The following is a 23,084-nucleotide window of genomic DNA, read 5'->3' on the forward strand; positions in this document are numbered from 1 at the left end:
TAAGAACAAAAAAGCGAACTAAACTAGCTAAACGATGAGCAGACCAAGCTGCTGTAGACCTAAAAACCCTAAGGCAAAGATAGGCGTCGCAGACAGTAACGAATCGATACGATCTAGTATGCCGCCGTGACCTGGCAGAATAGTTCCCGAATCTTTGACCTTGGCACGGCGCTTGAGCATCGATTCAAACAGATCACCTAACACGGATATCAAAATAGTCACTACAGATAAGGCTACAAAAGCCAGTAATGCTGTACCGGTCAATTGCAGCATAAACACGCTAATACCGATAACAACCAATAAGCCAGTGACCACTCCGCCTGCTAATCCTTCCATACTTTTATTTGGGGAGACATTTGGCGCCATCTTACGTTTGCCAAGCTTACGGCCGACGAAGTAAGCGCCGCTATCTGCGCACCAGACTAGTAAGAACACATACATCAGCCACCAAGGCGACTGCTGCCATAAAAAGAACATGGCAGTAATGGAGGCAACTAATATCACCATCCCCATAATCGACAGCCTACGACCATACCAACTGGTATGGGTAGGAAACTTGCTCACCCAAGATAAGGCCATCAGCCATATTATCAAAGAAGCTGTCCACCATAATACCCATGTCATCGGAAATACGAGTGAGATGAGCGTCAGTGCTAAAACGATCAACACAAAAACCGTCGGTTGACGCCATTTCGGCATGAGCTTGGTCCATTCATGGGCCGCAATCGTCACGCCAATAGCCAGTAGCGGCGCAAAGAGTATAGGCGTTTGGCTTGCAAATAGAGCAATACCTACAATGATAATTAAGACGACTGCTGTTCTAATCCGTTGCCACATACCAATCAAGCCTTATACTAGTTAAAGAGTACTCTAGGGGGTATAGGGTATCCGAGAGACGACAGACACGGTTTATCGCGTGCCAATTATAACGAGATAACGGAGAGCTATCACATTATTTGAAGCTCAAGCTTCAAAGACTAGTTTGCATAGCCACCTGCTCGCTAGTTTTACCAAAGCGGCGTTGACGTTGACTAAACTCCCTTAGCATACCATCAAGCTCACTTGCGCCAAAATCTGGCCATAGTGTTGGCGTAAAGAACAGCTCAGCATAGGCGGACTGCCATAACAAAAAATTAGAGAGTCTATACTCACCGCCTGTCCGTATCAGCATATCAACAGCTGGAGCATCAGCAAGCTGCACATGCTGAGTCAGTAATTCCGCACTAATTTCATCAGCGTTAAGCTGTCTAGCTTGTACTTGCCGAGCAAGTTGCTGCGCGGCATGAGCGATATCCCATTGTCCACCATAACTGATGGCAATCACTAAAGTCATAGCCTCAAAATGCGCCGTCTTATCCTCAGCATCGCCCATCAATTGCTGCAGATTGTCATCAAGCTGGCTTCTATCGCCAATAAAGCGCAAGCGAATACGGTATTTATTCATCCGCGGCAGCTGCTCATGAATAGTTGAGGTCAATAGACGCATCAGTAATGCCACCTCAGCTGCAGGACGTTGCCAGTTCTCACTCGAAAACGCAAACACGCTAAGCACCTCCACCCCAACCTCAAGACAATGCTCGACGATAGGGTCCAAAGCGTCTTTACCGGCGACATGCCCTTCACCTTGACCTAAATCATTGGCCCGGCCATAACGATTATTGCCATCCATAATAATGGCGATATGACGAGGAAGTATAGAGGTTGCGTTACTATGATTGCTATGATTAGACATTTTGGAGCCAGTTTGATTGGAGTGTTTGAGCACTGTGATAAAGCGCTGCTTAACAGTATGGTGTTGACGATTGAGCTTACCTAAATTTTCTATAGCCTAAAATCACTAGAGCCGTCACTGATAGAGCCATATCATCCGTCATAACACCTGTCTTTATAACAGACTTTATCAAAGACAGCCTAATAAACAGGTTAGTAATAAAAAACTGGCACTCTAACAATTAGTGCTTGATAGATGCCAGTTTAAAGATGCTGCTTAATAGCGATGCTAATTCAGACTTAAAACATAAAGATACTAATCGATTTAAACTTCCATCAAATCGCTTTCTTTTTTGCTTAAGCGGCTATCAATGGTTTCGATATACTTATCAGTGATTTTTTGGATATCATCATTAGCGCGGCGCTCATCATCCTCTGAGATCTCTTTTTCTTTGGCTAGATCTTTGATGTCATTCATCATATCACGGCGAATGTTACGGATAGAGACACGGCTGTTTTCCGCTTCGCTACGAGCCAGCTTTTGCATATCGCGGCGGGTCTCTTCAGTCAGTGCAGGCATAGGCACACGAATCACATCAGCACTCATTGGGTTAAGCCCCAAATCGGCTTCGCGAATGGCCTTGTCTACTGCTTGCACCATAGTACGGTCAAAGGGCTGAACGAGTAAGGTACGAGAGTCTTCAACGTTGACGCTAGCGACTTGGTTCAATGGCGTATCCGCCCCATAATAGCTGACCATAATCCCTGATAGCATACCAGGGTGAGCGCGGCCAGTACGCACTTTACTAAAAGTATTATCAAGGGCCTCTAGCGTTTTTTTCATGCGCTCTTCGCCGTCTTGTTTGATTTCTTTAATCATCATATTTCCTTAATTTATTTATACGACAATAGTCATAGTTACTTATTTTGAAGGTATACGGTTATAAATAGTGGACTGCCGGTTAATGATAGACACGAGTGCCTTCATTTTCGCCCATGACGACATTTAATAATGCGTTAGGCTTAGTCATATCGAACACTTGTAGCGGTACATTATGCTCGCGGCATAGGGCAATAGCGGTCAGATCCATCACCCCAAGCTTTTGCTCGAGCACTTCATCAAAGGTGAGGCCATCGTATTTAGTCGCGTCGCTATGCAGACTTGGGTCTTTGTTATAAACCCCATCAACCTTAGTCGCTTTTAAAATGAGACCGGCTTCGATCTCAATACCGCGCAAGCAGGCGGCGGTATCGGTGGTGAAAAAAGGATTGCCGGTACCGGCCACAAAGATACAAACCTCGCCGTTCTTAAGGTAGCGAATGGCATTACGGCTGCTGTAACTTTCAGTGACTTCGCCAATAGGTAAAGCCGACATCAAACGCGTCTTAATATTGCGGCGCTCAAGCGCATCACGCATCGCCAGGCCATTCATCACTGTCGCGAGCATCCCCATCTGATCGCCTGTGACTCGGCCCACAAGCCCCTCTTTTTGTAATTGGGCGCCGCGGTATAGATTACCGCCACCAACGACGATACCGACTTGCACCCCAAGGCCACGTAAATGAGCAATGGATAGACTCATCTTATCGAGTACCTCAGTATCGATACCCATGTCTTTGCCGCCCGCTAAGGCCTCGCCTGATAGTTTAAGCAAGATACGCGAAAAACGGGGATTTTTATCAGACATAAGAGCACCTTTTTATCATTAAATATTATCGTTAAATTACCGTCAGAACTGTCATCAAGTCGCCAATAGCCTGATCAGCAGAGCAAATCAGCTAAATTGCGCTAATTGTAGCAAAAACTATCCCTTATTGGGCAATTTTCATTCACCGCCTCTGTCATTACTCATGACAGCTATACGCTTTTATTTAGCCTTAGCCTTGAAAGCTTGCAAACAAATCATATTCGCTCGCGTCATCGATAGTTACTGTCAAAAATTGCCCCACTTGCACCCTAGCGTCAATATTGTCGACATAGACGTGACCATCAATTTCTGGCGCGTCCGCGTAACTGCGGCAGATAGCGATATTTTCTTCAACGTCAATCTCATCGACCAACACTTGCAGCATCTTACCGATTCTCTCTTGTAGCTTTTGCGCTGAGATTTCTTGTTGTAGTGCCATAAAGCGCTCGTAACGCTCTTGTTTAACCGCCTCAGGAACGGGGTTAGGCAAGTCGTTAGCGACAGCGCCTTCAACTTCTGAATAAGTAAACGCGCCGACGCGGTCTAGACGGGCTTCAATCAGCCAATCGAGCAGACATTGAAAGTCCTCTTCGGTCTCACCTGGAAAACCCACCACAAAGGTTGAGCGAATGACAATCTCAGGACAGATCTCACGCCACGCTTTGATACGCGCCAAGGTGTTTTCGCTATGCGCAGGGCGTTTCATAGCCTTTAGAATCTTATGACTGGCATGCTGGAACGGGATATCAAGATAAGGCAGTAGCTTACCCTCACCCATCAGCTCAACCACTTTATCGACGTGCGGGTACGGATAAACGTAATGCAAGCGCACCCAAATGCCTAGCTGATTCAGCGCTTGACACATATCGTAGAATTTGGATTTGAGCGGCATACCGTTCCAAAAGCTGGTCTTGTATTTGAGATCTAATCCGTAAGCTGAGGTATCTTGCGAGATAATAAGCAGCTCTTTGACGCCTGCGTTTTTTAGCGCTACCGCTTCATTCATCACCTGATCAATGGAGCGCGAAACTAAGTCACCGCGCAGACTTGGAATAATACAAAAAGTGCAGCGATGATTACAGCCCTCAGAGATTTTAAGATAAGCATAATGGCTTGGCGTCAGCTTGATGCCTGCTTCATCGATTAAGTCGATTTTGGGATTGTAATCTTTATCTTGCTCTCTATTAGGACGCGGCACATGCTGGGCAACAGCAGTAATGACCTCGTCATAAGCATGCGCGCCGGTCACCGACAATACGGCTGGGTGCATGGTACGGATTTTGTCCGCTTCTTTGCCCAAGCAGCCGGTGACGATAACTTTGCCATTTTTACTGATGGCTTCGCCGATAGCGTCGAGCGACTCTTGTACTGCCGACTCGATAAAGCCGCAGGTGTTCACTACGACTAAATCAGCGCCGTCGTAATCACTTGCTACTTGATAGCCATCGCGGCTCAGCTCAGTGATAATACGCTCGCTGTCAACCAAAGCTTTTGGGCAGCCTAAAGATACAAAACCGATTTTGGGCGCAGTGACAGGCGAGCTGGCGCTAACCTCAGCAGAATGCATACTGCCGCTTTGCTCGATGCTACGGTTTTGGTTGTGATTGGCCTTGTGGTGATAAGCCTTATTAGTAATAGGCGCTTGGTCAAGACTTTCGTTACTAGGCACTTGCGTAGGATTAAATAGGGTCGCAGTATTTTTTAGAGCGGCGTTAGCTGGCGATACCGTTACCGAATCGGCTAAAATAGTATCATCTGATGGCATAGAATTTTTGGACATAGCTGACCTTGCTTGAGATAAAATGGCTGAGCGCATTGTACGTTTTTTTTATGATAACTGCTAGTTTTGCCATGCTATGCTGTTGATTTATGGTTAAATGTTGCTGATTAAACCATAAAGGTGCAAAACATCGCACCTCTTTACTTATTAGGCAGTATCAATGACTATAAACTCAGTACCCGCAGCGACTGTGCCCGACTTAGCCTTTATCTCCCAGCAGCTATTCACCGCCGTCTTCTGGGTCGATGGCTCATTAGATATTGAGTGGGTGAATGCTCAAGTAGAGCAACTACTGGCCATTAGCCGCGGTAGGTTACTGGGACAATCCATACTCAAACTACTTGCGCCCGAAGAGTTAGAGCGTGCAGCTACAAGCTCATCTATAACGACGGTTCACACTCCAAATGGCCCACTGACTGAACGTTTTTATCAAGCACAGCAGTATCAGCAGCCTTTTGTCACTCATGATCATACGATAAATTCTTCTTCTAACAGCCGTGCGGCACTACTCGTAGACTATAGCGTGACTCCGGTGATTTATCAGGATAAACACTACTTTATCATTGAAATGTGGGGCAAAGATCGACAAAGCCGCATCACGGATGATCAGCGCCAACAGCAGCAATACGAAGTCGCTCGGCAAATGCTGCGCTCGGTTGCTCACGAAGTCAAAAACCCGCTCGCAGGTATCCGCGGTGCCGCGCAGCTACTCGAGCGCCAATTCAATAAGCTTCAAAACATCAAAGACTCACTACGCAATGAAAGCAATACTATAGAGACTGATGACAACACAAAAAGTAATGCTCTCAGCGAAAAACTGCACGCTTATACCGATATTATTATCTCCGAGACTGATCGCTTAACGCAGCTTATCGGTCAGCTGTTAGGTTCTAACCAGCCTGCCCATTGGCAACTGCTTAACATCCATCAGCCCTTAGAGCATGTTTTGGCCTTAGTCTTTAGTCAATATCCCGAAGTGAAGGTGCAGCGTGATTATGATTTATCTCTGCCAGAGCTGACAGCCGATAGAGATCAGTTGATTCAAGTGTTTTTAAACTTGCTTAATAATGCTTGCGAGTCGATGACTGAGCATGCGCAGCGACAAGGTAATCCTAACTATCAGGCGCAGCTAGAGATTCAAACGCGTATCGCTTTTCAGCACACTATCGGTCAGCAGCAGCATAAGCAAGCACTGCAACTCTCCATCACTGATAATGGCGGCGGCATAGAGTCAAACTTGCTCGGACAGATATTTTTCCCGATGGTGACGAGCCGCGCGGCAGGTACAGGACTTGGTTTATCGATTGTGCAAGATATTCTCAGCCGGCATCATGGTATGATTGAAGTCAGCTCTAAACAACATGAGAAGGGCAATTCAACTTGCTTTACGCTGTACTTACCTTTTACTCAACCGTTGAACTAACTTGATTTTATAAATTATGTCTACTGCTAATAACGATGAGCTACATAACACTATGACCACTCTTGCTACCTTATGGCTTATCGATGACGATGCCGCGCTACGCTTGGTATTAGCCGATACTTTCACCGAAGCCAATCTAACGGTTATCAGCTTTACACAAGCGCAAGCGGCATGGACGCGCCTCAATGAGGTGTTACAAAAGCGCGCGTCTATCTCTGAGCTACCTGATGTTATCTTGACCGACATTCGTATGCCGATGATGGATGGTCTGTCATTCAGCGATTGGGTGCATAAGCACTTTCCTGAGCTACCTATCGTCATTATGACCGCGCATTCAGATCTAACCTCAGCAATTAACAGCTATCAGGCAGGCGCTTTTGATTATCTAGCCAAGCCCTTCGATTTAGACGATGCCGTAGCGATTATTTATAAAGCGCTCAGCTATCAGCCGAGTGGCGATATTCATCAAGAAAGCTTAATTGAGAATAATACGGCTATAGACGAGGCGCCTATAGAATCAAACCCTACTCAGAACACCAACAAACAGCAAGAGACTAAGACTACTAGCAAGGCCAAGAGTAAGCTTACTTCTAAGCCAAGCGTCACTACCAATCCGAGCGGCATCATCGGGCAGTCGCAAGCCATGCAGACGGTATTTCGTGCTATTGGTCGTTTGGCACATTCGCCGATTACCGTGCTTATCACCGGCGAGTCGGGCACGGGCAAAGAGCTGGTGGCGAGCGCCCTACATCAACACTCACCGCGCGCTAAGCACCCTTTTATCGCGCTAAACATGGCGGCTATTCCGCATGATTTGATTGAGTCTGAGCTGTTTGGGCATGAAAAAGGCGCTTTTACCGGAGCAACGACTCAGCGCCAAGGCCGTTTTGAGCAAGCCGATGGTGGTACGCTATTCTTAGATGAAATCGGTGATATGCCGTTTAGCACCCAGACGCGACTACTGCGCGTGCTCGCGAACGGAGAGTTTTACCGAGTCGGTGGTCAGCAGCCTGTCAAAGTCGATGTGCGTATTATCGCTGCCACCCATCAAAACCTAGAGCAGCTCGTCCAGCAGGGCAAGTTTCGTGAAGATTTATTCTATCGTCTCAATGTTATTCGCCTGCCACTACCGCCTCTGCGCGCTCGCCGTGAAGACATTCCGGCCTTAGCCAGTCATTTTATGCAGCAGGCGGGCGAGCAGATGAACACCACAGTCAAACAGTTAAGTCCTGATGCTCTGCGAATTATGCAAGACTTTGACTGGCGCGGTAATGTGCGCCAATTAGAAAATGTTTGTCTTTGGCTGACGGTTATGGCGGCTGGGGATACGGTGCTTACCCATGACCTACCTCCTGAGCTGCTAGCTCAAAGAGCGCCGGACTCAGCGTTTAGTGATAGCTTTCAAGCCACTCTTGCCCCTCAACCGTCTCAGTCTACGCAAACCTTAGATAATACTTCGCCTATCCATTCGCATACCCATACAGCGGTAAATGAGACTCCAATTAGCTGGCAGCAAGCCTTAGCAGACTGGGCTAAGCAGTCTTTGCAAGCGGGTGAAACTGACATTCTACAGGCAGCGACCCCAGAGTTTGAGCGGGTACTCTTGAGAGCCGCGCTTAACCATAGTGGTGGTCGCAAGGTAGCTGCGGCTCAGCTATTAGGTTGGGGCCGCAATACGTTGACACGCAAGCTAACACTGCTCGATGTATCAGAGCCTAACCCTGCTACAGAGGATTAAGCAAGTCTTTGATAAGCTTAGCCTTCCTATAAGAGAATCAACAATTTCCACTCCAGCACCAAAAAAATTAAATTAATTTGCAAAAAGGGGTTGCCAAAACTGCGAAACTCTATATAATAGCCAACCACTGAGACGCACTACCGAATCAGTTATCTGTCTGTCAGAGGTTTGAATTTAAGCGCTGACGATGATAGAGTAACGATAATGGGGCTGTGGCGGAATTGGTAGACGCACCAGATTTAGGTTCTGGCGCCGCAAGGTGTGAGAGTTCGAGTCTCTCCAGCCCCACCATTTTTCGATAGTTCTTCTCAAACCGTATTTAACATTAAGCCTGCTTTTTAGCAGGCTTTTTTGTGTTTGCAGATTTATTTTATAGTTCCAAATCTTTCAAAACCTCATCCATATTGAAGTAACGCTGCCCTACTCGCTTAGCCATAGCTTTCATAACAACATCATGATAATTATTATACTGAGAAGGTAATTTTGGAACAGACTGCTGACAATGCTGAATCGCCCAGTCTTTTAGCGGCTCACTAGTCGACGACTCAATAGCGTAAGGTCGCGCGCCCGCTAAAATCTCATACATCAGAACCCCAAAAGCATAAATATCACTTTGCACTGCCCCGCCCTGACCTTGCCAGCGTTCAGGCGCAAGATAAGCAGGCGTGCCTGCGCTATTTTTAGCTTGCATATTGTTTTTAGGGCTATTGTCAATTGGCTGCGCTAAAGCAAAATCCGTTAATAGTAAACTCAGCTCTTCATCATTATTGATTAATAGATTACTAGGCTTAATATCGTTATGCAGCCATCCTGCTTGATGCAAACTATCGATAGTTTTTGCCGCTTGCACGATCAGCTGGTGCTTTTGTTGAAGGGTTAGTGACTGCTTGAGATGTTGCGCTAAACTGCCTTGTAAGTAATAAGGCATAGCTAGCAAAGTTAACCACTGCTTTTGCTGTAATATGTTTAAACTCAATATTTCGTAGGCTAGAATTGGCGGCGCGATAGCGTTTTCATTAGCGGTTTCATTGCTACTTTGCAGACTGTTCAGTATTCTTAAAACTCCTATTTCATGATTCAATGATGTTGAATCTAACAAGATATCAGTGCTAAGTTGCCATTTTATCATCACCTCATTAAACTGCTGATGCACAGCACGGCTTAAGCCTTGATAGGTTTTTGCAGAATCGTTTTGTTGGCTAAGCCTTTGATGCACTATATCAAGATAACCTAATTGCGCAAGCTCATGGGTTATCGTAGGTAATAGCTTGGCAGCCTGTCCCTGCAACCCTTGTTTTTTTGACCCATGACTTTCCTGATTTTTCATAGTAAAGTAAAGCCCTTATATTGCTATTGCCTGCATTAAATTTAACCTAAACGATTAGAATAACTATGTCTGAATCAAAGCCGTTCGATCACTACGCCCTACCCGAACCATTGCTGAAATTGCTCAACCAATATCTACAAGAGCGGGTCACGCCAACTATCCAAATTGACCCCGAACAGTTGGCCTATCGCTGGGTCGGTGGTCGTACAGGGCACCTTGAGCCGTTAGCGGTCAATCTGTTTTTAAGTTTAGACGATTTGCAGGGTATTGATAAGCAAAAAGCAAAACTGGTACAAAACACGCGTCAATTTCTTAAAGGCTTTCCGGCCAATCACGTATTAATGACCGGAACTCGCGGCGCTGGTAAATCATCGCTGATTCGTGCCCTGCTACAAGAATATTGCAGCGAAGGTTTACGTATTATTGAGATAGCGCGTGATGACCTACAAGTGCTCGATAAGATTCGCGCCGCTATCAATGAGCTGCCCGCTGACAGCCAGTGCCGTTATGTAGTGTATTGTGATGATTTGGCGTTTAATGGGCAAGATGAGAGTTATAGAGCGCTCAAAAGCGTGCTCGATGGTGCGCTTGACTCTGAGCAAGACAAGCTACTGGTGTATGCGACCAGTAACCGTCGCCATCTATTACCACAATTGATGAAAGATAATATCAGTATTTATGATGGGCAGACCGATGAGGTCAACCCTTATGAGACCGTGGATGAGACCGTGTCTTTATCGGATCGCTTTGGTCTCTGGTTGTCTTTTCATCCGATGGATCAAAACACTTATCTTCAAATTGTGCAGCATTATCTGAGCTTAGAGCAAGCGATAATATCTGGCGCTTTAGAAACTAATAGCGAGGCTAAAACGAATACCATTAGCAAAGAAGATAAGCCTCTAGCTGATGATATCAGAGCCGCGGCTTTACGCTGGGCATCAGAGCGTGGAGGCCGCTCAGGCCGAGTTGCTTATCAGTTTAGTCGCTATTGGAGCGGTAAAGCGCAATTGGCTGCGGCTGATAATCAGGGCTAATTTTCGGAAATTTTGAAAGACTCGTTTATTTACTAGCTTTTATTATAAGACCTAAATACTGTACTGTGCTGTCAGGATGACTGTCAGATTTACGATCAGGCTTAGCAGTAACTGCTTGGCCTGCCACTAAATATTGCGCAAAGTCCTCGGCTAACCATAAATTACCTTGATAAAACGCTTCAGCTTCTAAGCGAAGATGACTCATATTAGCAGTATCGCTATTAGGATTATCAAAGTTCTGATAACGAGCGCTAAAATGAGTCAAGATTAAATTTTGTAGACCGCTGTCCTTCGCAAATTGCGCCACTTGTTGAGCGCTACTATGCATAGGATCAAAGCCTGCCTTGCTAGACATTTTGGCTAAAATACGCGCTTTTATCTCGTTGGTATAAGTCGCTTCATGTATTAGTAAATCCGCGTTTTTGACAGCCGTATTCAATAGCTCTGGTCTATCGTTATCGCCTGCCACCACTATTCGTGTACGCCGTTGGTTATTATCCACATACTCTGCCGATAGTAGCTGCTGCCCATCTGCAAGGTAGACATCATGGCCCTGCTGCAATTGACCCCATAACTGGCTAGCAGGGATGCCCGCCGCTTTTAACTTATCCGTATCAAGCACCCGCTGACTAATCGTTTGTGTCACCTCAAAAGCATGTGAGGCCACCCGATGCGACAGCTTGGTGATATCAATCTCTAACTCATGCTGATTATCTAAAGCCAATTTTATTTTATCATTCTGCATTTGACTACTGACAGTTTTCTCATTTGTATCATCACTACTTTGTTTACTGTCATCTGCAGCGATATTTTTATTGGACAAAATATCTTCTATCGCTATAAAGTCGATAGCAAAAGTAAAATGCAGCTCAGTGGTTGATTGTATGGCAGTAAGGAATGCATCGATGGCTTTGGGCGCAATAATGGTCAACGGCGCAGTGCGTCCTGACATAGCGCTGCTTGCGAGCAGACCTGGCAGGCCATAGCAATGATCACCATGCACATGAGTGATACAGATAGCCGTCAGCTGATGCAAAGACAGTTTAGTCTGTAGCAGTTGCTGCTGAGTGCCTTCGCCGCAATCGATAAGTAGCCAAGGTCGTGATTTTTTGCGTGACTGATTTTGACTAGAGAAGTAAGGATTAAGGCATTCGATAGCGAGCGCGGTGACATTACGCTGCTTAGTTGGTACTCCCGCTGAAGTGCCCAAAAAGGTCAGTTGTAGCATAGCTTACGGCTTACTCCTTAAAGTCAAAACTAAGGTAATTCACAAATAAACGTGCGTTTTCCTTCAATGATTTGCCCACCACTAGCGTAACATTCGTTCGCCATATTAGACTCGTAAGACTTCCAGCCACCATAAAAACTTGCGATACAAAGCAGCGCGACTAGTAGTTTTTGTCCCCAGGACTTTAGCGAGATTGGCTGCTGCTCGATAATCTCTTCCTCAAAAGGCTCATTAGTCGTTTTATTTGGCTCTTTCATTATCTTACCTTTTTGCAGCGTTTAATTATATTTTGCTATTACAAAGTCTACTAAATAGAAAATCATTTGCTAGTCATTATAACCAAAAAGCGCATCATCAACGAATTGAATGACACGCTTTTCACTTATACCTATAAAGCCATCTTGCTGGTTTTTAACCGCTTAGAAGTTCAGACGACCGCCCTTCTCTTCGCTGCGCTTAAAGGCCGGACGCTCTTCACAGCGTTTGAGCCAGTTTAGAATGTTGGCATATTTCTTTCTATTCAAACCTTCGCCTGCATTGGCGCCTAATATTGGCAGATGCATTTGAATATCGGCAGCACTGAATTCACTACCCGCAAACCATTGGTTATCTTCTAAATGCTTCTCCATCATCGCAAATATTGGATCTAGGCTTGATTTAATCATGCTTTTTTCGATCTGCGCTTGAATCTTTTTACTGACCGGTTTGATCAGCATCGGCGATTGCTGCACCACTTTGGTAAATACCAAACGCATCACTAGCGGCGGCATAACTGACGCTTCTGCAAAGTGCAGCCAAAAGGTATATTTCTCCCAAGCGGCTTCGTTGTCATCTGCAGGCTTAAACTGCTGCTCTTTATCATAGTGCTTGAGTAAATATTCAATAATGAATCCTGACTCTATTAGTGGACGTCCATCTACTTCTAATATTGGCGCATGACCTAGTGGATGGACTTCTTTTAGGCTATCTGGGGCGCGGTAAGCTTTGGTTCGATTATAACAAGTGAGCTGATAGTCAGCCCCCAATTCCTCTAATAGCCATAAAATACGAAAAGAGCGCGAGTTTTCTAGATGATGAAGATGCAACATAAATTCTCCTAATAATATTTTGATAAATTGAGCCAGCTGATGGATTGTGATGGTGAATGATATAGATACCAATGATTTAAAGTCTTACCACTTTAATATCATCATATCTCAGTCAATCCCCCTTTAACACCAGCAAAGTCTATTACAGTTACCAAAAATAATATCTAACCGGTCAAAGTTTCGCAGCCCTGGAGTTTATCTATAAATACTGTATGTGCTCGAAAGAGTTGACTTACTTAGTATTTAATTTATCAATCTTACGCGACATTTTCGCTATTTTTTGTTGATAGCGGCTGATTTTGCGAAAACGCCTAGCCGCTAATATCCCTTCAATACGGCGATTTTTGAGACGTTGACGCGAAGGAAAGCTATGTACTAATGGCTCATTATAACCATGCAACCGATCTTCGCGGCGACGATATAGATAACCTCTAGCGCTGTCTATAATCATAATCGCTAAAGCCACTATAATCATGCTATACATAAATAACGAGCCACCCTCATCGAGGCTCTGACTCAATACTGTAATAGAGAATATAAATAAGAAAATTGGCTCTAAATAGCTCAAAGTTCCAAATAATGACACCGGCAATTTACTACTAGCTACCATCGTCAGCGACATTGCAAGCGCGCTAAATATTCCTAATAGTGGCAAAAAGTACCAAAACTTGTTATCGCTTAGCGCTACACTAAAGCCGCCACTGCTATACAGCGCAAAAAGCACCACCGGCAACAGTAAAGTCAGATCAGACAATAGACCGGTGATCGGTGGCACGGCAAGCTTGCGACGCATCAAAAAGTACGGCGGATATCCTAAACAGACAAATAAAGTCGCCCAAGATATCGTGCCGTATTGATAAATATCATACGCGACGCCTAGCGCCGCTACTAGCGCTGCTAACCACTGCAGAGCGCTCATATACTCTTTATAAAAAAAACGCCCTACCATGATCATCACTAATGGCAATAAAAAATAGCCCAAAGTGACATCGAGTCCTAAGCCATTGACCGGCCCCCACATAAATAGCCAAATCTGTCCGCCCAAAATCGGCGTAGGTAGAATAAATATTAGCCACTCTTTTAAAGTCTTTAAGGTTTTTAGATAATCAAAAACATGCTGCCACTGCTTAGTTAAGCTGACCAATACTGTCAGGCTGATAAGCATCATAATGACCCGCCATGACGCTACTTGCGTGCCTGTTAAAGGCTGCATCAATAAACCAAATAAGAATAATAGCGAGAATAAAAAGCTCGCAAGCGATCCGGCGATAGTTCCTTGTACGGTTTGATTGGTCTTGAGCATAACAGCAGCCTTACAAAATGAGCTGATACAGAAAGCAGCAGGTAAAAAAGGTCTAGAACTATAGAAAAATAAATGTCTTGTTAATGAAAATAGTAAAAGCCTCTAACAAGGGTGTCAGAGGCTCTTTATAAGAGGCCGTGAGATTAGCAAACTAGTAATTTAGCGTGAGTGGTTATATAAAATAATTGGAGACTAAAACGAGCTTAATCTAGCAAATATCTAATCACTACATGACAATACGGCCCCCTCTATTTTCAGCTTGCTTAAACGCCTCTCGTTGTTGACAGCGCTTCATCCAAGCGCTTATATTAGGGTAACCGCCCTCTGCTAATGCAGTACGAGATTGAGCGGCAATAGCTACAAAGTATACTTGAATATCAGCGGCGCTAAAACTCTCACCTGCAAACCAAGTGTTATTTTGCAAATGCGCTTCCATCATGGTCAAAACAGCGCTAATACTATCCGCTATCATACTTTTTTCGACCTGCTTCTGAATGCCTTTAGCGACAGGCTTTATCAGTAGCGGTGATCTCTGTACGACTTTATTAAACACCAAACGCATGACTAGTGGCGGCATCGCTGAAGCTTCGGCAAAATGCAGCCAAAAAGTATAATGTTCCCACGCCGTTTCATCGCTATCGGCAGGTTTCAAGCTTTGCTCGTCATCATAATGCTTAAGCAAATACTCAATAATAAAACCAGACTCCAATAAGGGTCGACCATCGACTTCTAATATCGGCGCATGCCCTAGCGGATGCACCTTTTTTAGGCTATCCGGAGCTAAGTAAGCTTTGGTACGATCATAGCTAGTCAACTCATAATCAGCCTTCAGTTCTTCTAAAAGCCAAACAATACGAAAAGAGCGAGAGTTTTGTAAATGATGCAGATGTAACATAAGTCATCCTGATTTAAGTCAATTATAAAAGGCTATCGTTGATTGATAGTAGCGTAGTTTCTTGAACTTTGATACTAACTAGTAGTTTGCCTCTTTCATTCTGGCATCAAATTTGCTAAAAGCAAAAACCTCCAACGATGAGGTTAGAGGCTTTTTTTTAAAAAGGTTAAAATTAGAGTGCCATTGATGGCGCTAGAGGTTTATTTTTCGTCGTTAACTTCGCTATCCTCATCCTCTAATGAATAGTCGTTGGCGATATCGACAGCGTCACTAATATCATCGTTTGCGCCGCTAGCGGTGGCCGCATCGATATCTGCCTGCTCTTGACCATCAACGTCAAAAGTACCATCCTCACGCATGGCTTCAATCAGCTCGTTGTCGTCTTCTTCATGCTCAACCCTTGCCATAGCGACTAGCTTCTCATCTTTAGACAGACGGATCAAGGTCACCCCTTGAGTATTACGGCCAGCACTAGCAACATGCTCGACAGGCGTACGTACTAAAGTGCCCTTATCTGATATCAAGATAATATCATCTTCTGGATCGACTTTGGTTGCACGAACCAAAGCGCCATTACGCTCGCTAGTTTTGATAGCGATAACGCCGCCACCGCCGCGATTCTGCGTATTGAACTCTTCAATAAAAGTACGCTTACCAAAACCGTTTTCACAGGCAATCAGAATCTCGCGAACATCATCTTCAATAACCACTAAAGATTTAATAAACTCATCATCTTTTAGACGCATACCGCGCACGCCTTTGGCAGTACGGCCCATAGCTCGGGCATCGTTTTCATCGAAGCGTATGGCTTTACCACTGGAGGCAAATAGCATAACTTCTTGGCTACCGTTAGTGATACGCGCGCTGACTAACTTATCGCCTTCCTCTAAATTTACCGCGATCAAACCATTGGAGCGAATATTGGCAAACTGCTTGAGCTCTACGCGCTTCACTGTACCATTAGCCGTCGCAAAGAAGACAAAAGGCGGCTCGGCAGTAGTACTACCTTCTAATGACTCCTCGTCTATCTCGTTTACCGTAAGTTCATGTTTTGCAGAGGACTCTTCTACTATTTTCGGAATAGGCAGTATCGTCGTCACCGACTCATCACCTGCTAAGCCAATCAGATTGACTAAAGGACGACCTCGCGAACCGCGACTGGCAATCGGCACTTCAAAGCCACGTAGACTAAAGACGCGGCCGGTATCCGTGAAGCACAAGACAGTAGCATGCGTTGAAGTAACCAAAAGGTGATCGATGACATCATCTTCTTTCATCGCCGTCGCTGACTTGCCTTTGCCGCCACGTTTTTGCGCCACATAATCGTCGATAGGCTGCGTCTTGGCATAGCCAGTACGCGAAACCGTCATCACGACCGTCTGCTCAGGAATCAAATCTTCGCGGCTAAAGTCAGTACGCGAATCGATGATATCGGTGCGGCGCTCGTCGCCAAAGTTCTCACGGATTTCAATCATCTCGTTAGAGATAATGGTCATCAGCTTACTAAAATCGCCTAGAATAGATTCTAAATTAGCAATCTCACGTAACAAGTCTTGATATTCTTCGGTCAATTTATCTTGCTCAAGGCCGGTCAGACGATGCAATTGCATCTCTAAAATCGCATTGACCTGCTCAAGCGATAAGCGATAACTTTGCTCGCCTTTAATCGTGTCATCGATAAGCCCAAACGGCGCTTTGGGATCTTCGCCTTCTATATACTCAGGGCGTACCGATTGACTACCGGCTGCCTTTAGCATAGCGACGACGCTACCTGAGCCCCAAGTATTACCAAGCAAGCTCTCACGCGCTTCACCGCGGCTAGCAGATGCTTTGATCGCGGCGATAATATCATCAATATTGGCTAAAGCGACCGTCAAGCCCTCGAGCAGATGACCGCGAACCCGCGCTTTATTAAGCTCATAAATGGTACGGCGCGTCACCACTTCTTGACGATGACGCACAAAGGCAGCAATCAGCTGACGCAAGGTTAATAGCTTAGGCTGGCCATTATCGAGGGCCACCATATTGATACTAAAGCTAGTCTCAAGCGGCGTCTGCAAGAACAAATTATTGACGATAACTTCAGCGGTTTCGCCGCGGCGCAGGTCAATAGCGATACGCATACCGTCTTTGTCAGACTCATCGCGGATCTCTGTGATACCTTCGATTTTTTTGTCGCGTACTAATTCTGCGATACGCTCAATCAGCTTAGCTTTGTTGGCTTGATAAGGCACCTCGGTGAAGACAATACGCTCACGATCACGGTTGACCCCTGTGTCGCTCATCGGCTCAATATGATAGCGACCGCGCACATGTAAGCGGCCTTTGCCCGTGCGGTAAGCGTCTTGAATACCCGCGCGGCCATAGATGATACCGCCTGTCGGGAAGTCAGGGCCTGAGATGTGAGTCATCAGCTCTTCGCCCGAGATTTGCGGATTCTCAGCATAAGCTAGACAGGCATTAATGACCTCAGTTAAGTTATGCGGCGCCATATTGGTCGCCATACCGACCGCAATACCGGTCGCGCCATTGACCAATAGGTTGGGCACACGAGCGGGTAACACGCTAGGCATACGCTCGGAGCCGTCGTAGTTGTCTTCCCAATCGACAGTATCTTTGTCCAAATCGCCTAGCATCTGATGGGTGAGCTTGGTCATGCGCACTTCGGTATAACGCATCGCCGCCGGTGGATCATCATCAATCGAGCCAAAGTTACCTTGACCATCGACCATAGGATAACGCAAGCTAAAGTCCTGCGCCATACGTACGATAGCATCATAGACTGCGCTGTCGCCATGTGGGTGGTATTTACCAATCACATCACCGACCACACGCGCCGATTTTTTATAAGGCTTGTTGTAGTCGTTAGAGAGCACATGCATCGCGTACATGACGCGGCGATGTACTGGCTTGAAGCCGTCACGGACATCAGGTAGCGCGCGCGAGACAATCACACTCATCGCATAATCTAAGTAGGACTGTTTTAATTCATCTACAATGCCAATAGGACTGACCGACTCGCTCATATACACTCCTTCACTCATATTCTCTTCATTAATTTTGCAGGCTTTATAGATAGCTCACCGGTCTAAGCGAACTGTGATAAATATCAAAAAATCAACCGGTAAAACAACACCATAAAGCGTGAAAAATCTTGGAAAACTGATGATCGTTTTAGTAGTAAACAAAGAGGACTATTTTAGCACAAAACTGCTCTTATAGGGCGTTGTGTGCGCCAATAAGACCCATCAAAAATGCGCTATTATGATCGCTGAATTCAACAATAAATTAAGGTGGTCAACGTTGGTATCTTAAATACTACAAACCCGTGGTCAAAAAGACTAGACCACTACAGTATTACAGGGTCAGATTAATTCGACATTCAGATTAGACTCTAACGTTAAGTCCCAAGTGTATATATGACCTAAATGTCGGGTCAATCGACGTCCAGTAGAGGCAATCGTCCGCTGACCGGGATCGCGACACACACTAGAACTGCCTCACCCACGGTCGTAGCTCGATTTCCCAACTCCAAGAAGACCGATGCTGCTCGATCAGATGTATATAGTTCTGGGCGATCTCATCAGGATCCATTGGACTGTACGTTGGGTCAGAAGATGTTGAGTTTTCTTCCTGTCCGGCCTTACCAATACGGCCATCAATGACCACATGCCCGATGTGAATATTCTGAGGATGAAGCTCGCGTGCCAATGATTGACACAGACCTCTCAAGGCAAACTTACCCATCGCATAGGCAGCAGAGTTAGCGTAGCCCTTCACCCCAGAGGAGGCACCGGTAAACAGCATTGTGCCGCTGCCATCATTTAGCATCCGTGCGGCAGCCTGCTGGGCCATCAGGAATGCCCCAAACGCCGTTACTTCAATTACTTTGTGCACTTCAATCGGGTCAAGCTCAGTGATCGGACCCCGAATCCAAGGACTCGGATTGTAAACGGCAACATCAAGAGTGCCATCCATACCGTCGATCGTCCTGAATAGCTCAGCAACGTCATCCGGCTTACTGGCATCACACTGCAGTGCAGTAGCGTTAACCTCGGCGCAGAGAGCATCCAGTTTGCTTATATCTCGGGCTACCAAGATCAAGCGATAGGAGCGCTGAGCAAGCGCACGAGCAATCGAAGCCGACAAGCCCGAGCCAGCACCTACAACGAGCGCGAGAGAAGTCATTGTGAATACCCCCTACAGTGCACAATAATAGTAAAAAAAGTTCTTCCCAAAATATAGTTCCCAGTCAAGGACTTAGCAGAACACCCGTAATAAAAGGTGAGTAGAAAGGCTGGGGCGGAATACATCAGCGATGATTTCCTGCGCCATCCGCGCAATAACGTCATAAACAGCACTGTCGCCATGTGGGTGATATTTACCGATAACATCACCGACCACACGTGCCGATTTTTTATAAGGCTTGTTGTAGTCATTTAGTAGTAAACAAAGAGGACTATTTTAGCAAAAATTTGCCTGCTTAGGGATATCTATATACTAATAAAATCAAGCAAAACAGCTGATTAGTAGGCTTTATTTTATAATAAAAAACTGCGGTTATTTGCTCTTCATAAACGACCTTTATTCGTGAAGAAATCGGTAAGCAATCAAAAAAACTGCACCCTCTTGAATGCAGTTTTTGTCTACGTTATTGGCTAATTACAAATCACTATTTTTAGCTTAAGACTGATCGAAGTCTTGTTCAAAGAATTCGCGAGCCGCTTGTGTACAAGCTGCCGTCACTAATACGCCATGATAGTTACTATAAAATGCTAATAAAGGATTGGCACCTTGTGCGGTAGCATCATCTTTGACTTTTTGCACGCTATTACTAAATCTAGTTTGTACGCTATCTACCACGTCGTTAATGTCCCACGTATTCATCGATGCTTGTCCAATGGTGGTCAAAGTCGTATTGTTTGGGCGTGCATCAGCGTTATCTCTATCGACGTCTAGGACAGTAATGTTAAGGTTTGAATTAGGAGTGTTAGCACTAGCCGCTTGTAGCAACTTAGTTATAGATCCTGTATTGGTATCAAAATAGACTGTTGGGTCTTGATTACCACCACAAAGCAGGGTGGGCATAGTCGGCACGTAACCACGTAAATCGTTATCTTTTAGCGCTTTACGTAAGTTGTTTTGCGGGTTGGCAGCCGGTAAAAGGTTACCATTAGCCACGTTTAGGCCATCAGGATTATTAATAGCGTCAGTCACGTAAGCGGCGCGAAAATCTGATTTTATCAGATAGTTACTATCATCATAGCCGCCTAAAATTGAAAATATAGCACCTTTACCTAATCCTGCCAGCACCGGATTGCTCGGGTTATTTTGGAACAAGGCATTATTAGGCACTTCGCCCGCTGTTACTAAATCGCCAAATGCTGTATTACTAGGTAGTCGTACGTCAGCATACTTGTCCAAAAAGATATCTGAGGGTTGCTCATAAATATTGCCATACTTCTCTTGTAGCCCGATACCCAATAGTGGCGCAAATCTAGAAGCACCAATATTAACGTTCCCTTTAAAGATCTCGTCGCCAAAGGCTGCCAACGCATAAGGCCCTGAGAGCGGTGCGATTGCCGTCACTTTTTTATTTTGTGACTCAAGTAATCTAGCAGTCGCCATAGCGACGTGACCACCTTGTGAGTAACCGGAGAGATATAATTTATCAGAATCATCGATATTGGTATAATTGATATTGTTCGCAAGCTTTTGCTCATCGATAACAGCCCGGGCACTCTCTAACGCATCGACCATATCATTAGACTGCTGCTCAGCGACTAGATAAGGATGATAATCAAGCTCTGACTCATCGTAACCGGCGTAGTTGGGTGCAACGACAATATAGCCTTGGGCGGCAAAGTTAGCTGCTATTAGCGTTGATTCACCGGCGGCAGGGTTATTGGGATTACCGACTTGGGTAAAATCATAGCCTTTATCGGTTGTCGTGCCATGAGCGTAGAGCAGCACAGGACGATCACCTTGGCACTTATCGCTATCCCCTGTCGGTATCATCAAAGCTGCGGTAGCATTGGTTGCCTCTCTCGCAGCGCCGACAGTCGCATAGCTGACCTTTTCGATAGTCACCCCGCACTCAGCATCAGGGGTGTCAGCAGTATCTCCAATGAGAGTGTCGATTTGCTCTTGACTTAATGTCTTTACAAACTTAGAAGTTGTTGTTGAGGATGGCGTTGACACTTGCTTATTGAAGTCATTATCATCATCGCCGCAGGCCGTTAGTAATAAACTACTTGCTACTGCTACTGATAATAAGCCGCGAGTCATGATTGGTTTTTTGGAGAAATTAGAATGGGAGAGAGACATATTCGCTATCCTTAGCATTGAGTAACAGAGTTTGAGTATCTTATTGAGCTGTAATTTTAGTGAGCTATAACAGCCACTTTATCAATTGAACTACTTTGATAATTAATAATCAATATTGCTTGTACCTTACTGTTTATACCGTAAAAAGCTCATAAAAGATACTCTAAAATTTATAATTCAAGCTCTTGGATAAGCTTTTGGTTTTAAGCAAACCAATATAGTTATAGACAAAATATTCTTAGTCGCTAAACTGACTACACATTTTCTCTCACCAGTTATCAAGACTAATTCTCAACTTATTATTTTTGCAGGCCATTTTTATGGATATCGTTTTAGCTATCGTTTGGATTTTGGCAATGGTGCTCTACAGCTTCTCTAGTGACTACGCGCAGTACTTTCCCAATCATAACAACCGCGCCCTACCCTTTGTGCGCTGGGGATCATTATTGCTAGCGATGGCGCTATCGGCCTATCTTGCTCAGGCCTATCAACAACACCTACAAGGCACTGGCATTTGGGTCTTTGTCATTGTGGTCTTCGTCATCATTATGTTAGCCAAACTAGTCTTTAAGTGGGTGCTAAGACGCCGTCGCTAGAGGGTAAGCACAAGCGTATCCACTTTACCAAACTTCTCACCCCTACCTTAATAATATAATATAAGCTCATATGACAGACCAAACTCAAGATAATTCAGCTGAGATAACGACACAAACCCGCACCGATCGCAGCTTTGAGGCGATTGCCGATCATTTCGAAAAAAAGGTCTATGGCGGATTAAAAGGTGAGATTAGGCTTGCGGTACTGCGCCGAGATATCTTTGAGTATGCTCAGACAAAAAGTCAAAGCTTAGGGCGGCCGCTGCGTGTCTTAGATGTGGGCGCAGGACTGGCGCAGATTGCTATAGAGCTGGCAGCGCAAGGTCATACGCTCGTCATCAATGATATCTCAGCTAGTATGCTGTCAAAGGCGCAGACGCAAGTAGCCGCTATTGAGGCAGATAATAACACCAAGCTTGATATCACCTGGATGGTTTGTCCTTATCAGCAGCTACCCGCTAAATTTGCTGAAGACCATAGCGATAAATTCGACCTGATACTCTGCCATGCCTTACTTGAGTGGCTGGCCAAACCTGCTGAGATAATGGACTTTTTTGATGCGCAGCTAAGCGCTCAAGGTGCATTATCGTTATGCTTTTATAATCCTGCAAGCTTTGATTATCGTAACCTAATTATGGGTAATTTTAATCTACTGGATCGTATGCTCGATGGCGACTATGCTGCCGATAATAAAAAGAGCCTAACCCCTAATCATCCGGTCGCTATGCAAGAGGTGCAAGCGTGGCTACAACACCATCACTATAAAATCATGCTAGAGAGTGGCCTGCGCGTTTTTCATGATTATGCACCGCTCAAGCGTGGCGGACATAATGACCCAGAAGCGGTGATAAAGATGGAGCTACGCTATTCACAACTCGCCCCTTATAAATGGCTAGGACGATATTTACATATCTTAGCGACTGCTGGGACTTAAAGCTTTAGTCAAT

General features: G+C 45.2%; 19 protein-coding genes, 1 tRNA gene and 1 pseudogene. 6 read left to right on the forward strand and 15 right to left on the reverse strand.

The window, feature by feature from the left end:
* Positions 1–27: 27 nt before the first annotated feature.
* The 5 genes from ACS8E3_RS08275 to rimO form a co-directional block, all read right to left on the reverse strand.
* A complete protein-coding gene (locus tag ACS8E3_RS08275) occupies positions 28–837 on the reverse strand; it encodes a phosphatidate cytidylyltransferase (RefSeq protein WP_439243115.1) in 810 nt (269 codons plus the stop codon).
* Between the two features lie 133 nt (positions 838–970).
* A complete protein-coding gene (uppS, locus tag ACS8E3_RS08280; RefSeq protein WP_439243117.1) occupies positions 971–1,732 on the reverse strand; it encodes a polyprenyl diphosphate synthase in 762 nt (253 codons plus the stop codon).
* A gap of 303 nt (positions 1,733–2,035) precedes the next feature.
* Positions 2,036–2,590 (reverse strand): ribosome recycling factor, encoded by a 555-nt coding sequence (frr, locus tag ACS8E3_RS08285; protein WP_439243119.1) that lies wholly within the window; start codon positions 2,588–2,590, stop codon positions 2,036–2,038.
* 82 nt (positions 2,591–2,672) lie between these two features.
* Positions 2,673–3,398 (reverse strand): UMP kinase, encoded by a 726-nt coding sequence (pyrH, locus tag ACS8E3_RS08290; RefSeq protein ID WP_439243121.1) that lies wholly within the window; start codon positions 3,396–3,398, stop codon positions 2,673–2,675.
* Positions 3,399–3,588: 190 nt separating this feature from the next.
* Entirely contained in the window at positions 3,589–4,965 is a 1,377-nt protein-coding gene (gene rimO, locus ACS8E3_RS08295; RefSeq protein ID WP_439243179.1) for a 30S ribosomal protein S12 methylthiotransferase RimO, read from the reverse strand.
* A 373-nt stretch (positions 4,966–5,338) separates the two neighbouring features.
* On the opposite strand from rimO, the gene ACS8E3_RS08300 reads away from it, so the two are divergent.
* From ACS8E3_RS08300 to ACS8E3_RS08310, 3 genes are all read left to right on the forward strand, one after another.
* The gene (locus tag ACS8E3_RS08300; protein WP_439243123.1) at positions 5,339–6,601 is read left to right on the forward strand and encodes a two-component system sensor histidine kinase NtrB; all 1,263 of its coding nucleotides are present in this window, start codon (positions 5,339–5,341) and stop codon (positions 6,599–6,601) included.
* A gap of 16 nt (positions 6,602–6,617) precedes the next feature.
* Positions 6,618–8,339 (forward strand): sigma 54-interacting transcriptional regulator, encoded by a 1,722-nt coding sequence (locus ACS8E3_RS08305; RefSeq protein ID WP_439243125.1) that lies wholly within the window; start codon positions 6,618–6,620, stop codon positions 8,337–8,339.
* A 206-nt stretch (positions 8,340–8,545) separates the two neighbouring features.
* Positions 8,546–8,630, forward strand: a tRNA-Leu gene (locus ACS8E3_RS08310).
* Positions 8,631–8,709: 79 nt separating this feature from the next.
* Here ACS8E3_RS08310 and ACS8E3_RS08315 read toward each other — a convergent pair.
* On the reverse strand, positions 8,710–9,666 hold the full coding sequence (locus tag ACS8E3_RS08315) for a serine/threonine protein kinase (protein ID WP_439243127.1): 957 nt from the start codon (positions 9,664–9,666) through the stop codon (positions 8,710–8,712).
* Between the two features lie 65 nt (positions 9,667–9,731).
* Between ACS8E3_RS08315 and ACS8E3_RS08320 the strand changes: the two genes are divergently transcribed.
* On the forward strand, positions 9,732–10,700 hold the full coding sequence (locus tag ACS8E3_RS08320) for an ATP-binding protein (RefSeq protein ID WP_439243129.1): 969 nt from the start codon (positions 9,732–9,734) through the stop codon (positions 10,698–10,700).
* A gap of 25 nt (positions 10,701–10,725) precedes the next feature.
* Here the strand turns inward: ACS8E3_RS08320 and ACS8E3_RS08325 are convergent, their stop codons facing one another.
* The 9 genes and pseudogenes from ACS8E3_RS08325 to ACS8E3_RS08365 all read right to left on the reverse strand — a co-directional run bounded on the left by ACS8E3_RS08325 (position 10,726) and on the right by ACS8E3_RS08365 (position 21,541).
* Positions 10,726–11,928: an MBL fold metallo-hydrolase gene (locus ACS8E3_RS08325; RefSeq protein WP_439243131.1), complete on the reverse strand. Its 1,203-nt coding sequence runs from the start codon at positions 11,926–11,928 to the stop codon at positions 10,726–10,728.
* Positions 11,929–11,957: 29 nt separating this feature from the next.
* Positions 11,958–12,185 carry a hypothetical protein gene (locus ACS8E3_RS08330; protein ID WP_439243133.1) on the reverse strand — a complete coding sequence of 76 codons (228 nt, stop codon included), beginning with the start codon at positions 12,183–12,185 and terminating at the stop codon, positions 11,958–11,960.
* Positions 12,186–12,347: 162 nt separating this feature from the next.
* Positions 12,348–13,016, reverse strand: coding sequence for a glutathione S-transferase (locus tag ACS8E3_RS08335; RefSeq protein WP_439243135.1), 669 nt, complete (start codon positions 13,014–13,016; stop codon positions 12,348–12,350).
* A gap of 232 nt (positions 13,017–13,248) precedes the next feature.
* Positions 13,249–14,319: an EamA family transporter RarD gene (gene rarD, locus ACS8E3_RS08340; RefSeq protein ID WP_439243137.1), complete on the reverse strand. Its 1,071-nt coding sequence runs from the start codon at positions 14,317–14,319 to the stop codon at positions 13,249–13,251.
* Between the two features lie 226 nt (positions 14,320–14,545).
* Complete coding sequence (locus tag ACS8E3_RS08345; protein WP_439243139.1) at positions 14,546–15,214, reverse strand: glutathione S-transferase; 669 nt, start codon at positions 15,212–15,214, stop codon at positions 14,546–14,548.
* 200 nt (positions 15,215–15,414) lie between these two features.
* A complete protein-coding gene (gene gyrA / locus ACS8E3_RS08350; protein ID WP_439243141.1) occupies positions 15,415–18,240 on the reverse strand; it encodes a DNA gyrase subunit A in 2,826 nt (941 codons plus the stop codon).
* 463 nt (positions 18,241–18,703) lie between these two features.
* A complete protein-coding gene (locus ACS8E3_RS08355) occupies positions 18,704–19,402 on the reverse strand; it encodes an SDR family NAD(P)-dependent oxidoreductase (RefSeq protein ID WP_439243143.1) in 699 nt (232 codons plus the stop codon).
* A 135-nt stretch (positions 19,403–19,537) separates the two neighbouring features.
* Positions 19,538–19,645 (reverse strand): annotated as a pseudogene (locus ACS8E3_RS08360) (DNA gyrase subunit A); the annotation flags it as partial.
* Positions 19,646–19,897: 252 nt separating this feature from the next.
* Positions 19,898–21,541, reverse strand: coding sequence for an alpha/beta hydrolase family protein (locus tag ACS8E3_RS08365; RefSeq protein ID WP_439243145.1), 1,644 nt, complete (start codon positions 21,539–21,541; stop codon positions 19,898–19,900).
* Positions 21,542–21,861: 320 nt separating this feature from the next.
* Between ACS8E3_RS08365 and ACS8E3_RS08370 the strand changes: the two genes are divergently transcribed.
* A complete protein-coding gene (locus ACS8E3_RS08370; RefSeq protein WP_439243147.1) occupies positions 21,862–22,137 on the forward strand; it encodes a hypothetical protein in 276 nt (91 codons plus the stop codon).
* A 70-nt stretch (positions 22,138–22,207) separates the two neighbouring features.
* Positions 22,208–23,071 (forward strand): methyltransferase, encoded by an 864-nt coding sequence (locus ACS8E3_RS08375; protein ID WP_439243149.1) that lies wholly within the window; start codon positions 22,208–22,210, stop codon positions 23,069–23,071.
* The last annotated feature ends 13 nt before the right edge of the window (positions 23,072–23,084 follow it).

The organism is Psychrobacter sp. 2Y5 (assembly GCF_051847375.1).
Lineage (GTDB): Bacteria > Pseudomonadota > Gammaproteobacteria > Pseudomonadales > Moraxellaceae > Psychrobacter.

Coding starts and splice junctions, on each gene's coding strand:
- ACS8E3_RS08335 (WP_439243135.1), bottom strand. CDS start 13,016: ATGTTGCATCTTCATCATCTAGAAAACTCGCGCTCTTTTCGTATTTTA.
- ACS8E3_RS08330 (WP_439243133.1), bottom strand. CDS start 12,185: ATGAAAGAGCCAAATAAAACGACTAATGAGCCTTTTGAGGAAGAGATT.
- frr (WP_439243119.1), bottom strand. CDS start 2,590: ATGATTAAAGAAATCAAACAAGACGGCGAAGAGCGCATGAAAAAAACG.
- ACS8E3_RS08320 (WP_439243129.1), top strand. CDS start 9,732: ATGTCTGAATCAAAGCCGTTCGATCACTACGCCCTACCCGAACCATTG.
- ACS8E3_RS08355 (WP_439243143.1), bottom strand. CDS start 19,402: ATGACTTCTCTCGCGCTCGTTGTAGGTGCTGGCTCGGGCTTGTCGGCT.
- ACS8E3_RS08325 (WP_439243131.1), bottom strand. CDS start 11,928: ATGCTACAACTGACCTTTTTGGGCACTTCAGCGGGAGTACCAACTAAG.
- ACS8E3_RS08275 (WP_439243115.1), bottom strand. CDS start 837: ATGTGGCAACGGATTAGAACAGCAGTCGTCTTAATTATCATTGTAGGT.
- ACS8E3_RS08345 (WP_439243139.1), bottom strand. CDS start 15,214: ATGTTACATCTGCATCATTTACAAAACTCTCGCTCTTTTCGTATTGTT.
- pyrH (WP_439243121.1), bottom strand. CDS start 3,398: ATGTCTGATAAAAATCCCCGTTTTTCGCGTATCTTGCTTAAACTATCA.
- ACS8E3_RS08370 (WP_439243147.1), top strand. CDS start 21,862: ATGGATATCGTTTTAGCTATCGTTTGGATTTTGGCAATGGTGCTCTAC.
- ACS8E3_RS08305 (WP_439243125.1), top strand. CDS start 6,618: ATGTCTACTGCTAATAACGATGAGCTACATAACACTATGACCACTCTT.
- ACS8E3_RS08375 (WP_439243149.1), top strand. CDS start 22,208: ATGACAGACCAAACTCAAGATAATTCAGCTGAGATAACGACACAAACC.
- ACS8E3_RS08300 (WP_439243123.1), top strand. CDS start 5,339: ATGACTATAAACTCAGTACCCGCAGCGACTGTGCCCGACTTAGCCTTT.
- rimO (WP_439243179.1), bottom strand. CDS start 4,965: ATGCATTCTGCTGAGGTTAGCGCCAGCTCGCCTGTCACTGCGCCCAAA.
- ACS8E3_RS08365 (WP_439243145.1), bottom strand. CDS start 21,541: ATGTCTCTCTCCCATTCTAATTTCTCCAAAAAACCAATCATGACTCGC.
- uppS (WP_439243117.1), bottom strand. CDS start 1,732: ATGTCTAATCATAGCAATCATAGTAACGCAACCTCTATACTTCCTCGT.
- gyrA (WP_439243141.1), bottom strand. CDS start 18,240: ATGAGCGAGTCGGTCAGTCCTATTGGCATTGTAGATGAATTAAAACAG.
- rarD (WP_439243137.1), bottom strand. CDS start 14,319: ATGCTCAAGACCAATCAAACCGTACAAGGAACTATCGCCGGATCGCTT.
- ACS8E3_RS08315 (WP_439243127.1), bottom strand. CDS start 9,666: ATGAAAAATCAGGAAAGTCATGGGTCAAAAAAACAAGGGTTGCAGGGA.